The 11,085-nt window shown below is 74.7% G+C and carries 14 protein-coding genes; 7 read left to right on the top strand and 7 right to left on the bottom strand.

What is annotated here, in order from left to right:
- Nucleotides 1–182 precede the first annotated feature (182 nt).
- From ACSUPR_RS00905 to mgrA, 6 genes are all read left to right on the top strand, one after another.
- Nucleotides 183–578: a CBS domain-containing protein gene (locus ACSUPR_RS00905; protein ID WP_436892188.1), complete on the top strand. Its 396-nt coding sequence runs from the start codon at nucleotides 183–185 to the stop codon at nucleotides 576–578.
- An 83-nt stretch (nucleotides 579–661) separates the two neighbouring features.
- Nucleotides 662–1,660, top strand: a complete 999-nt coding sequence (locus ACSUPR_RS00900; RefSeq protein WP_436892187.1) for a glycosyltransferase family 9 protein — start codon at nucleotides 662–664, stop codon at nucleotides 1,658–1,660.
- Nucleotides 1,661–1,889: 229 nt separating this feature from the next.
- Nucleotides 1,890–2,729, top strand: coding sequence for a SigB/SigF/SigG family RNA polymerase sigma factor (locus tag ACSUPR_RS00895; protein WP_436888644.1), 840 nt, complete (start codon nucleotides 1,890–1,892; stop codon nucleotides 2,727–2,729).
- Nucleotides 2,730–2,738: 9 nt separating this feature from the next.
- On the top strand, nucleotides 2,739–3,932 hold the full coding sequence (locus tag ACSUPR_RS00890) for an aromatic acid exporter family protein (protein WP_436888642.1): 1,194 nt from the start codon (nucleotides 2,739–2,741) through the stop codon (nucleotides 3,930–3,932).
- Nucleotides 3,933–4,056: 124 nt separating this feature from the next.
- Nucleotides 4,057–4,485: an HIT family protein gene (locus ACSUPR_RS00885; RefSeq protein WP_436888640.1), complete on the top strand. Its 429-nt coding sequence runs from the start codon at nucleotides 4,057–4,059 to the stop codon at nucleotides 4,483–4,485.
- Nucleotides 4,486–4,614: 129 nt separating this feature from the next.
- Complete coding sequence (gene mgrA / locus ACSUPR_RS00880) at nucleotides 4,615–5,655, top strand: L-glyceraldehyde 3-phosphate reductase (RefSeq protein WP_436888639.1); 1,041 nt, start codon at nucleotides 4,615–4,617, stop codon at nucleotides 5,653–5,655.
- Nucleotides 5,656–5,677: 22 nt separating this feature from the next.
- On the opposite strand, the gene crcB is transcribed toward mgrA, so the two are convergent.
- From crcB to ACSUPR_RS00850, 6 genes are all read right to left on the bottom strand, one after another.
- Nucleotides 5,678–6,043 (bottom strand): fluoride efflux transporter CrcB, encoded by a 366-nt coding sequence (gene crcB / locus ACSUPR_RS00875; RefSeq protein ID WP_436888637.1) that lies wholly within the window; start codon nucleotides 6,041–6,043, stop codon nucleotides 5,678–5,680.
- Nucleotides 6,040–6,456, bottom strand: a complete 417-nt coding sequence (locus tag ACSUPR_RS00870; RefSeq protein WP_436888635.1) for a fluoride efflux transporter FluC — start codon at nucleotides 6,454–6,456, stop codon at nucleotides 6,040–6,042. The genes crcB and ACSUPR_RS00870 overlap by 4 nt, the downstream gene beginning before the upstream one ends.
- 113 nt (nucleotides 6,457–6,569) lie before the next feature.
- Nucleotides 6,570–6,737 carry a DUF397 domain-containing protein gene (locus ACSUPR_RS00865; RefSeq protein ID WP_436888633.1) on the bottom strand — a complete coding sequence of 56 codons (168 nt, stop codon included), beginning with the start codon at nucleotides 6,735–6,737 and terminating at the stop codon, nucleotides 6,570–6,572.
- Between the two features lie 113 nt (nucleotides 6,738–6,850).
- The gene (locus tag ACSUPR_RS00860; RefSeq protein ID WP_436888632.1) at nucleotides 6,851–7,753 is read right to left on the bottom strand and encodes an aminoglycoside phosphotransferase family protein; all 903 of its coding nucleotides are present in this window, start codon (nucleotides 7,751–7,753) and stop codon (nucleotides 6,851–6,853) included.
- 129 nt (nucleotides 7,754–7,882) lie between these two features.
- Nucleotides 7,883–8,203 (bottom strand): hypothetical protein, encoded by a 321-nt coding sequence (locus tag ACSUPR_RS00855; RefSeq protein ID WP_436888630.1) that lies wholly within the window; start codon nucleotides 8,201–8,203, stop codon nucleotides 7,883–7,885.
- A 347-nt stretch (nucleotides 8,204–8,550) separates the two neighbouring features.
- On the bottom strand, nucleotides 8,551–9,264 hold the full coding sequence (locus ACSUPR_RS00850; protein WP_436888628.1) for a TioE family transcriptional regulator: 714 nt from the start codon (nucleotides 9,262–9,264) through the stop codon (nucleotides 8,551–8,553).
- A gap of 92 nt (nucleotides 9,265–9,356) precedes the next feature.
- Between ACSUPR_RS00850 and ACSUPR_RS00845 the strand changes: the two genes are divergently transcribed.
- A complete protein-coding gene (locus ACSUPR_RS00845) occupies nucleotides 9,357–10,184 on the top strand; it encodes an erythromycin esterase family protein (protein WP_436888626.1) in 828 nt (275 codons plus the stop codon).
- Between the two features lie 63 nt (nucleotides 10,185–10,247).
- On the opposite strand, the gene ACSUPR_RS00840 is transcribed toward ACSUPR_RS00845, so the two are convergent.
- A complete protein-coding gene (locus ACSUPR_RS00840; RefSeq protein WP_436888625.1) occupies nucleotides 10,248–11,054 on the bottom strand; it encodes an NmrA family NAD(P)-binding protein in 807 nt (268 codons plus the stop codon).
- Nucleotides 11,055–11,085: the final 31 nt, after the last annotated feature.

Below are 11,085 nucleotides of genomic sequence, written 5' to 3'. Positions count from 1 at the left end.
GCGCGCGAGCCGATGCTCGGCGCAACCAAGCGACTACCTGTGGAAACGGCGGTTAAACATCGGCCGCCGACCCGCGGCCGCGTGTTTACCGCCTGCTCCCGGGGCTAGTGGCGGGATGTATCCGGCAGTCACGGATCAGAAGAAAGGTGCCGACGATGGCGGCGAACAGCATTTCCGACGTGATGACCACACAGGTGCGCACCGTGGCGCCCGACACGTCCCTGCAGGAGGTCGCGCGGATCATGCGCGACTCCGACCTCGGTGACGTCCTGGTGGCCGAGGACGAGCACCTGGTGGGCATCGTCACCGACCGGGACGTGGTCGTGCGGTGCGTGGCCGAGGGGGGCGACCCGGCCCAGCACACCGCCGGGGAGATCTGCAGCTCCGATGTGGCGACGGTGCCCCCGCAGAGCGACATCCGCGACGCCGTGAACACCATGCGCGAGGGGGCCGTGCGCCGGCTTCCGGTGGTGGACGGCGACCGGGTCGTGGGCGTCGTGACCATGGGGGACCTGGCCAAGGTGGTCGACCAGGACTCGGCCCTGGCCGACGTCAGCTCCGCGGAGCCCAACCGGTGAGACACCGCTCCTACGCGAGGCGCCTCCCGTCCGGTCACGGGGGACCGGACGGGAGGTCGTCCACCGGCGCCCGCCGCACGGTCCTGGTGAGCCGCTCCCTGGGCCTGGGCGACTTCGTCACCGCCGTGCCCGCGCTGCGGGCCCTGGAGGGCGCCCTGCCCGAGTGGCGCCGTGTGCTGGCGGGCCCGCCGTGGTACCGCCACCTGCTCCGCCTGGCGGGGCTGCGCTGGGAGGTCCTGCCCACCGAGGCCCTGCACGTACCCGAACCGCGCCCGCCCGTATGCCCCGACCTCGCCGTCAACCTCCACGGCCGGGGCCCGCAGAGCACCGCGGCCCTGGACGCGCTGGCGCCCCGGAGGCTGTGGACCTACGAGCACCCGGACGCACCCCAGTGGCCGGGGCCGCCCTGGCCGGAGGGGCTGCACGACGCCGACGTGTGGGCCGGCCTGACGACCTGGCACGGCCTGCCCGCCGACCCCCGCGACCTGCTGTGGCCGGTTCCGGAGGCGCCGTACGGGAACGGGCGTCCCACCGCGGTCGTCCACCCGGGGGCCTCCTCCCCCGCCCGGCGGTGGCCGCCCGAGCGGTTCGCGCTCGTCGCGGCCCGGCTGGCCGGCCTGGGCCTGCACGTGGTCGTCACCGGCTCGCGGCAGGAGGTCGCCCTGGCCGAACGGGTGGCCGACGCGGCGGGACTGCCCCAGTCGTCCGTCCTGGCCGGCCGCACGTCCCTGAGCCTGCTGGCCGGGCTGGTCGCGCACGCCCGCCTCCTGGTGTGCGGCGACACGGGTGTCGCGCACCTGGCGACCGCGTACGCCACCCCCTCGGTGCGGCTGTTCGGCCCCGTCCCCCCCGCCCTGTGGGGGCCGCGCCGGGACGAGCACCTGCACACCTGCCTGTGGTCGGGGCGCCGCGGCGACCCGCACGGCCGGGAGCTGGACCCCGGGCTGGCCCTGGTGGAGCCGGAGGAGGTCCTCTCCGCCTGTCGGGGCCTGCTCGACGCGGCCCCGGCCGGGTCCTCCGCCGGACCCTCGCGGCTCCACGCACCGGTCAACTTTCCCGAAAACCGCGTATCGGGATGTTAGTCCCGCGCTCAGTGGGCAGGTAGATGCGCGAGGTCACTCTTCGAAGCCATGGTCTGGGCTTCGGGTGACCGGGGCCGCCGGTCCGCTCCGATGCCGCAGGCAGAGGGAGGGGAAGCGGACGAGGGCCCGCACATGACGAGGACGCGTGAGCGCAAGCGGGGATTCGACCCAGCCGCGGACCGTGTCACGCATTCACTCCCGTTGACGTGGAGGAAACATGCCCGCAGCCATGACCGAAACGTCCCCCACCACCGGACCCACCGCCGAGAGGGACGCCGAGGGGCGCTCGGCGGAGGAGCTCCTGGAAAGCCTCAAGGGCCTGCCCGAGGGCACGCCCGACGCGGAACGCCTCCAGGAACAGGTCCTGGAGATGTACCGCCCCCTGCTGTACCGGATCGCCCGCCACTACAGCGGCCGCGGCGAACCCTACGAGGACCTGCGCCAGACGGCGCACCTGGGCCTGGTCAAGGCCGTCCGGGGCTACGACCCCTGCCGTGGGAAGAAGTTCATCTCCTACCTGCTGCCCACGGTCACAGGTGAGATCAAGAGGCACTTCCGCGACCACACCTGGGCGGTCCGGGTGCCCCGCCGCCACCAGGAGCACCGGGGGCGCCTGCACCGGGTGAGCCTGGAGTTCCAGCAGCGGCACGCCCGCGAGCCCCGGCCGGACGAGCTGGCCCGGGAGATGAACCTGCCCCGTAAGGAGATCGACGAGCTGCTCCAGGCCTCGGAGGCCTACAGCGCCCTGTCCCTGGACCTGCCCGAGCACAAGGACGAGGAGGGCGGCTCCACCCTGGAGGAGCGGATCGGCCACGACGACGGCTCCTACGACCTGGTGCTGGAGCGCGAGTCCCTGCGCCCGGCGATGTGCTGCCTCGACGAGCGCGAGCGCGTCCTCCTGCGGCTGAGGTTCTTCGAGGACCTCACCCAGGCGCAGATCGCCGAGGAGATCGGCTGCTCGCAGATGCACGTCTCCCGGCTGCTGTCCGCCACCCTGGAGAAGCTGAGGGAGCGGGTGGAGCGGTTCGACGGGGAGGAGCCGGACGGCACGGATGACACCCGAGGCTGAGGAGGGGCGGTGACCCACGACACCTGGGAATCCGCGTCCCTCGCGGCCGGGGCCCGGCGCTGGTCGCGCCGGGCCCTGGACGTGTGGGGGCGGGAGCGGGAGACCGCGGTCCTGGTCCTCAAGGCGGCGCTGGCCGCCACCCTGGCGTGGGTGGTCGCCCACGGAGTCATGGGAGCGGCCACACCGGCGTTCGCCCCGTTCGCGGCCCTGATGATGGTGGAGGTGACCCTCTACCGCTCCCTGCTGCGGTCGCTGCGCATGGTGGCGGCGGTACTGCTGGGCATCACCCTGGTCACGGGGCTGGTGGTGCTGGCCGGCACGGGTCCGGCGGTCTTCGCCGCCGCGGCCCTGCTCGCCCTGGCCCTGGGGCGCTGGCGCCGCCTGGGCGACCAGGGGACCCAGGTCGCCACGGCGGCGTTCTTCGCGTTCTCCGTCTTCGTGTCCCTGAACGGGGTGCGGGAACTGCTCGTCCAGGGGGCGGAGATCCTCGGGGTGGTCCTGACCGGGTCCGTGATCGGGGTGGCGGTCAACCTCCTGCTGCTGCCGCCGCTGCGCCTGCGCGGCGCCGCCGGTGCCGTCGCCGCCCTGGCGGGGGACCTGCGCCGCCTGTGCGAGGACATGGGGAACTCCCTGTGCGGGGGCCTGCCGGACAGCGACACCGCCCGGGAGTGGGGGGAGCGCACCGAGCGTCTGCTGCGCCAGGCCCGCCAGGCCCGCCAGGCGACCGGGACGGCACGGGAGAGCACCTTCTACAACCCCCGGTGGCTGCTGCACCGGCGCCGTGTCCCGGTACGCGAGCACGACCGGCTCATCGACGCCCTGGAGCGCACCGTGCACCGGACCGCCTCCATCGCCCGGAGCCTGGAGCGCGGTCGGCGGGAGGGCGACGAGACCGCGCCCGCCGTGGTGACGCGGTGCGGGGAGCTCCTCCTGGCGGCGGCCGACGCGTGGGGTGTCCTGGAGGAGTGGGAGGGCACGGACGAGCCCGGCTGGAAACCTCCGGTCGAGCGCTTCCACGGAGAGGTGGAGCGGGCCGGGCGCCTGGAGCGGACCCTGGAGGAGACCCGCCGCGAGCGCGGCGGCCCCGCGCTGGACGACCCCTGGCTGCCCTATGGAGCGCTCCTGGTGGAGTCGGCCCGCCTGGTCGACGAACTCCAGGGGACCGACGAGGCCCTGGCGGCCTCGGCCGGGGACCGCCGCTGAGGTCCGGGCCCGGGCCGCGGGGCGGCGGGCCGGGCCCTCCCGGTTCCGGGCCGGACGTGAGAGCGTGTCATGCGGGGGTCCGCACCCCTCGCAGCGCTCCGCACCGCTCTCCGGAAAGGCGACCATGCCCACCCTGTTCACCCGCATCATCGACCGCGAGCTACCGGGCCGTTTCGTCTGGGAGGACCCCGTGGCGGTGGCGTTCCTGACCATCGCCCCGCTCAACCCGGGGCACACCCTGGTCGTCCCCCGGGCCGAGGTCGACGACTGGACCACCGCCGACCCGGATCTGCTGGCGCACTGCACCCGGGTGGCCCAGTGCATCGGGCAGGGGGTCCGCAGGGCGTTCGGCTCTCCGCGCGCCGGCTTCCTCATCGCCGGACTGGAGGTCCCCCACCTGCACATCCACGTGTCCCCGCTGTGGCGGCTCCAGGACCTGGACGTCACGGACGTGGAGGTCGAACAGGACCAGGGCGCCCTGGAGGACGCGGCGCGGCGGCTGCGCGCGGCGCTGACGGAGCTGGGGTTCGCGGAGGCGGTCGCGCCGGACTGAGGCCCGCTCCCCCACCGGACTTCGACGCCTGTTGGACAACAGGACACGGATGGGAGCAGAGTGGGACCGGTCGTCCACGACGACCATCCGTATCAGCAGTCACACCAGCCACACGAGGAAGCCCTCACGATGACCTACGTCGCCGCACCCGAACGCTACGACGGGAGCATGCTCTACCGGCGCACCGGCCGCTCCGGACTGAACCTCCCGGTGCTGTCCCTGGGCTACTGGCACAACTTCGGCGACGACCGGCCCTTCGAGACGCAGCGTGCCATCGCCCGCCGCGCGTTCGACCTGGGCATCACCCACCACGACCTGGCCAACAACTACGGGCCTCCCTACGGGGCCGCCGAGACCAACTTCGGCCGCCTCATGCGCGAGGACTTCGCCCCCTACCGGGACGAGATGGTGATCTCCACCAAGGCCGGCTGGGACATGTGGCCGGGGCCCTACGGGCAGGGCGGCGGCTCGCGCAAGTACGTCCTGGCCTCGCTCGACCAATCGCTGAAGCGGATGGGGCTCGACTACGTCGACATCTTCTACTCGCACCGGCTGGACGCCTCCACCCCCCTGGAGGAGACCATGGGGGCGCTGGACACGGCGGTCCGGCAGGGCAAGGCGCTGTACGCGGGCATCTCCTCCTACGACGCCGAGCGCACCCGGCGGGCGTACGAGATCCTGCGCGACCTGGGGACGCCGCTGCTCATCCACCAGCCGTCGTACTCGATGCTCAACCGGTGGATCGAGACCGAGGGCCTGCTCGACACCGTCGGGGAGCTGGGCGTGGGGGTCATCGGGTTCACCGCGCTCGCCCAGGGGCTGCTCACCGACCGGTACCTGAAGGGCGTGCCGGAGGGGTCGCGGGCCACGCAGGGCAAGTCGTTCGACACCGGGTGGCTGTCGGAGGAGACCCTGGGCCACCTGCGGGCGCTCGACGGCATCGCGTCCCGGCGCGGGCAGACTCTGGCGCAGTTGGCGCTGGCGTGGGCGCTGCGGGACCCGCGGATGACGTCGCTGGTGATCGGGGCGTCGTCGGTGGCGCAGCTGGAGGAGAACGCGGGGGCGCTGGGGAACCTGGAGTTCACGGCGCAGGAGCTGGCGGAGATCGACGAGCACGCGGTCGACGGCGGACTGGACCTGTGGCAGGACGCCCGCACCGGCGCCCTGTAGCGGTCGCGGGCGGGCGCGCCGGTCACCCCCCGGCCAGCGCGGCCGCCCCGGCCAGCGCCCCGATCCCGGCGGCGAGGCCGGCCAGCACGTTCACTGCGGCGGTGCGGCGGCGGCCCGCCTCGGCGAGCATCAGCGTCTCGTAGGAGAAGGTGGAGTAGGTGGTCAGGGCGCCGCAGAAGCCGACCCCCAGGGTGAGCCGGACCGCCTCGGGGACGCCGCCGCGGGTGGCCAGGCCGGTGAGCACGCCCAGGACCGCGCTGCCCAGGACGTTGACCGCCAGGGTCCCCCACGGGAAGGGCGTCGTGGCGCGGGCCCCGGCGGCCCGGCCGATGAGGTGGCGGGCGGCGGCGCCGAGCGCGCCGCCGAGGAACACCAGCAGCCAGCTCACGGGCGGGCCCCCCGGGAGAGCACCCGCCGGGCGAGGGCGGTCCCCGCCGCTGTCGCGGCCAGCGCGGCGGCCGCCGTTGCGGCCAGGTACAGGCAGCCCGCCGCCACCCGGCCCGCGCCGAGCAGGGCATGCACGTCGGCGGCGTAGGCGGAGAAGGTGGTGAAGCCGCCGAGCACCCCGACGCCCAGGAAGGGGCGGACCAGGGGGTGCGCCTCCCGGACCTCGGTGACGGCGACCATGAGGACGCCGATGAGCGCGCAGCCGAGGGTGTTCACGGCCAGGACCGCCCAGGGGAAGGCGCCCGGGGCGGTCGGGGCGAGGGTGGCGGCATGGCGGGCGAGCGCGCCCAGTCCGCCTCCCAGGGCGACCGCGGCGACGACGGACGCCGTCCGCGGCGCGGGGTGTTCGGGCAACGGGTCTCCTCCTCGCACGGGGCCCGGACGCGGGCGCGGCCCCCGCCGGACGGGAGCCGTCGACGGCGCGGGGCCGGCGGGCCGGGCTCGGCGGGCCCCGCCGCCGAGCCGGGTCAACGGCTCACGGACCGCAGGAGCGCCGCCCACTCCGCCCGGTCGAAGGACAGGTGTCCGGCCTCGCGGTGGCGGGTGTCCCGGACGTCGGTGCCCCGGTGGCGCGCCCGGACCTCCACACAGTTGCCCTCGCAGTTGCTGTAGGTGCTCTTGCGCCATTCGTTCACGGATATCCCCTTTGCGTTCTTCGGCGATCCAGGTCCACTTCTACACCTTGTTTCCCGTTGAAGAACAAAGAACCCCCGCGCGAACGCGGGGGTCGGGGCGGCGGGGCCCGAGCTCAGTCCCCGGCGTCGAGGATCCGGCGCAGGGTGCGGCGACCTGTGCGGCTCATCGGCGGGTTGCTCTCGCGGTAGTACCGGACCAGGCCGAGTGCCTGCTCGAACGCCCAGGCCCGGCCGCGGTCCCACTCCTCGTCGTCGACGCCCAGGGCCTCCCTGAACGCGTGGCGCGGGCGCTCCTCGAGGACGTTCCAGGCGCAGATCAGGTCCAGTGCGGGGTCGGCCGGCCCCAGACCGCCCACGTCCACGACACCGGTCAGGCGCCCGTCCCGGACCAGGAGGTTGCCGGGCATCAGGTCGCCGTGGGCCATGGTGTCGGGGACGCCGCCCCGGGGCAGGTCGCGCAGGCGTTCCTCCCAGAGCCGCCGCAGACGGGGCACGTCCAGCATGCCCTCGGAGCGTTCCAGGCAGGTGCGGACCCAGGCGTCGTGGTCGGCGATGCGGCCGCCGCGGCCCGGCCCGGAGAACACCCGGCCCCGGGTGCCGATCGAGCGCACCCCGCGCACGAACTCGGCCAGGTCCAGGGCGAAGCCCGTCCCGTTCCCGGGGTCGAGCCGGTCCGCGGGCGTGCCGGGGACCCGGGTCTGCACGCTCCACGGCATGGGGTAGCCCTCCCCCGGCTCGCCGACGGCGAGGGGTTCGGGGGTGGCGAAGCGGGTGCGTCCGAGGAGTTCGCGCGCCGCTCCGGCCTCTTCCTCCAGGGCGAGGAGCGCGTCGCCGGGGTCCGTCGGCAGCAGGGGGAACCGGGCGATGAGGCGGTCTCCCAGGTGGAACACCGCGTTGACCGTTCCTCCGGGGAGGACGGGGGTGAGGGGCAGCCCGGCCCAGTGCGGGAAGCGGTCGGCGATGAGCCGCGCGGCGGTCTCCGCGGTGACCGTGAGCTGGTCGGTGTGCATGTGCATCGGCCCAGTCTGGCGATCCGGGTCCGGCGGGGCACCCCCTTTTCCCGCCCGGGAGCAGGGCGGCGCCCCGGGGGTGCCCCGGGGCGCCGTGATGGTCGCGGGGAGTCCTTGTGGGTCTCCGCCGTCCTCTCAGTCGGAGAGGCCGGAGACGAGCCGGTCCAGCTCCTCCAGCCTCTCGGGGCACACGTGCTCGACGTTCACCCTGCGCAGGGCGAGTCCTCCGTCGGCGCTGACGCTCATCGTGGTCGTCAGGGCGAACACGCCCTCCTCTTCCTCACAGGTCTGCCGGGCGGAATCCAGGATCTCCGTCCAGGTGCTGTCGGTGAGCGATTCCCTGCCGAGGGCCGCGGCGGCCGCGGCGCGGTGTGCGGACTCGTCGGATCCGGATCCGCACCCGGTGAGCAGCAGCACGGCCGCGGCCGTGGCGGCACAGGTGGTTCGCGTCATCATGGGGGATGCCTTTCGAGCGGGCGCCGGAGCGGGCAGCGCGAAAAAGGTGTGCCCATCAGTGTGCAGTACTTCACTCTCGGGCCAAAGTGCGAGCCCACGTGGCATAGACCTCACTTTTCGATCCTCTCGGAGCCCGCCCGGCACCCGCGGCGGTGGAACCGGCCCGCCCGGGTCCGGCGCCTCACCGTCGGCCGCCCCCGGCCGTACGGCCCCCGGGCGTCCGCCGCCTCCTCCACCTCTCCCGGGGCGGGACGGATCCGGCGTGCGACACCGTGCCCACCGACCGGGTGGAGCGCGGGATCAGGCCGACCGCCTCCGCCGGCGGCCGGGCACCGCCCCGGCCCGGCTCACCGCCCCGCCAGGCCGTTCAGCTCCAGGTAGCGGCCGAGATGGGCCGCGGCCCCGAGCATCGCCACCCCGCGCGCCGTGAGCCTGTTCCGCCAGTCCTCCAGAGCACCGGCGAGCGCCTCGGTGTCCCCCGCCGCCCGGACCTGGCGCACGACCTCGGCGATGTGCTCCAGCGGGTACCCCCCGCGCCGGAGCAGGTGCGCGAGTTCCGCGTCGCGGACGTCGTCGGCGCGGAACACCCGGTAGCCGGTGGCCGGTTCCCGCGCGGGCGCGAGGATCCCCGCCTCCTCCCAGTTGCGCAGGGTCGCCGGAGTCACCCCCAGGCGCCGGGCGAGCCCGCCGATGGTGCGGGCCGCACCGCCGTCCGGGCGCTCGGGCACCGCGTGGCCCCGCCCCATGAGGTGGTCGACCGCCTCCCGGACCGCGTCGAGGGTGGCCCGGTCGCGGAGCGACTGCCGGTGCCCCTCGTCGACGACCGCCAGAGCCTCGTCGAGCCTCCCCCGGTGCACCGCGCGCATGATCCGCCCGGCGGGCGCGTGCCCGTGGGCCGCGATGAGGGAGATGTAGGCGCGCAGCGCCGCCGCGTGCACCTCCGTGTACACCCGGTACCCGCTGGGGGTGCGCTCGGCGGCGGGCAGGCAGCCGTCCCGTTCGTAGTTGCGCACCGCCTGGGTGGAGATGCCGTGTTCCCGTGCGAGGTCCGCTGGTCTCAAGAGTCCATCACCGCTTTGAGACTTTACAGCACACGCGCTCATCAGTGTCCGGAAAAGTTTCAACTGCTCTTTCAGAGATACGCTTGAGACGCATGAGTCTGGACATCACCGACCTCGCCACCCCCGCCTGCGAGCTGCTCGCCCTGGGCGAGCCCGTGTCCGGGGAGCCCGCCTTCCCCCTGGTCCGCAACGAGCTGTTCGCCCGGCTGGCCGGGCACGGCTTCCGCTCGATCGCCCTGGAGACCGACCGCGACGCCGCCCGGACCCTCGACGGGTTCGTGCGCGGAACGGTGCCCGCGGCCCTGGACGCCGTGATGCGGGAGGGCTTCCCCCGCGGCCCCGGCGAACCGGGCGCCGACCGGCAGCTGGTCGTCTGGATGCGGGAGTACAACCGCGGCCGCCCGCCCGGGGAGCGGCTGGCCCTGCACGGCTTCGGCACCGCGGGGCCCGTCGGCGACGGGCGCCGGAGCGGCGCCGGGTCGGACGCGGCCACGGTCCGGCACCTGCTGGACATCCGGGAGGCCGAGCGCCGCCGCGGCCCGACGCTGGTGTACGCGCACAACCGCCGCCTCCGGAAGAACCCGGGCCGCCGGGATCCGGAGGGCGCGGGCCCCGCCCGGTCCGGCACGGGCGCCGTCCTCTCGGAGCTGACGGGCGGGCGCTACTCCTTCGTCGCCGGAAGCCTGGGCCGCAGCGACGCACTGCGGCTGGGCCACCCGGAACCGGGCACCCACGAGGCCTTTCTGGACGGCCGGGTCGGAGCCTGGGGGCTGGTGGACGCCGTCACCGACGCCTCCGCCCGCGTCCGGGCCGACCGGGTCCCGGCGCGGGACCACCTGCCGCTGGACGGGGCGACACTCGCCGGGGCCGACGCCATCCTGCACGTCGCCGACGGGGCGGCCGCCGCCGCGTCCTTCTGAGCCGGGCCGTCCCGCCGCGGGCCCCGTCCGCGGCGGGACGGCCCGGTCCCGGTGTCGGGCCGCTCAGAAGCGGTCCGCGTGCTCGGCGACCCACTGCGCGAACGTGCGCGCGGGGCGGCCGGTCACCCGCTCCACCGTGTCGACGACGGTCCTGGACTCGGGGGTGGAGTCGGCGTACCAGCCGATGACGTACTCGGCGTCCTCGCGCGCCACCCCGGTGTCGACCAGCCGCTCGACCGCCTGCCCGTGGGTGATCGGGGTGAAGGCGATGTCGCGGCCGGTCACCCGGGCCAGGGCGGCGACGCGCTCGCTCGGGGTGAGCACGTCGGGTCCGGTGAGGTTGTAGGCCTTCCCGGAGTGGCCCTCCTCCAGCAGCGCGATCGCGGCCACCTCGCCGATGTCGGCCTCGTGGACCAGGGCGCTGGGGAGGTCGTAGGGTTCGCGCACGACCCCGTCCTTGCGGATCGGGTCGACCCAGGTGAGCGTGTTGGACATGAACTCCTGGGGTTCCAGGCGGGTCCATTCCACCCCGGAGTCCGCCACCGCCTGTTCGACCGGTCCCACGCCGCCGCCCCACACCACGGTGATGCGGCGCACGCCCGCGTCGACCGCCCGCCGCACCAGTTCGGGCCCGACCCCGGCCAGCCCGGCGGTCACCGTGATGTGCAGCCGGTCGGCGCCGGCGAGCGCGGAGCCCAGTTCGCCGGGGGCGGTGTGCGTCCCGGCGACGATCTCGGCGCCGGCCGGGAGTCTCCCCCGGGCTGCGACCGGATCGCGGGTCAGCGCCCGCACGTGCTCGCCGCGCCGGAGCAGTTCCGCCACGACGTGTCGTCCGGTGTTGCCGGTGGCCCCTGTCACGAGTGTCGTCATCGCCGGCACTCCTCTCGTTCCGCGGCCCGTA

It is taken from the genome of Nocardiopsis dassonvillei (assembly GCF_964273065.1).
Taxonomy (GTDB): Bacteria; Actinomycetota; Actinomycetes; order Streptosporangiales; family Streptosporangiaceae; genus Nocardiopsis; species Nocardiopsis dassonvillei_B.
The sequence above is the reverse complement of the archived record's forward strand: the minus strand, read 5'-3'. Positions and strand labels throughout refer to the sequence as shown.

What these genes read in the sequence shown, in the direction of transcription:
- ACSUPR_RS00855 (WP_436888630.1), bottom strand. Translation starts at nt 8,203, where the DNA reads ATGATGACGCGAACCACCTGTGCCGCCACGGCCGCGGCCGTGCTGCTG.
- mgrA (WP_436888639.1), top strand. Translation starts at nt 4,615, where the DNA reads ATGACCTACGTCGCCGCACCCGAACGCTACGACGGGAGCATGCTCTAC.
- ACSUPR_RS00840 (WP_436888625.1), bottom strand. Translation starts at nt 11,054, where the DNA reads ATGACGACACTCGTGACAGGGGCCACCGGCAACACCGGACGACACGTC.
- ACSUPR_RS00860 (WP_436888632.1), bottom strand. Translation starts at nt 7,753, where the DNA reads ATGCACATGCACACCGACCAGCTCACGGTCACCGCGGAGACCGCCGCG.
- ACSUPR_RS00905 (WP_436892188.1), top strand. Translation starts at nt 183, where the DNA reads ATGACCACACAGGTGCGCACCGTGGCGCCCGACACGTCCCTGCAGGAG.
- ACSUPR_RS00885 (WP_436888640.1), top strand. Translation starts at nt 4,057, where the DNA reads ATGCCCACCCTGTTCACCCGCATCATCGACCGCGAGCTACCGGGCCGT.
- ACSUPR_RS00845 (WP_436888626.1), top strand. Translation starts at nt 9,357, where the DNA reads ATGAGTCTGGACATCACCGACCTCGCCACCCCCGCCTGCGAGCTGCTC.
- ACSUPR_RS00895 (WP_436888644.1), top strand. Translation starts at nt 1,890, where the DNA reads ATGACCGAAACGTCCCCCACCACCGGACCCACCGCCGAGAGGGACGCC.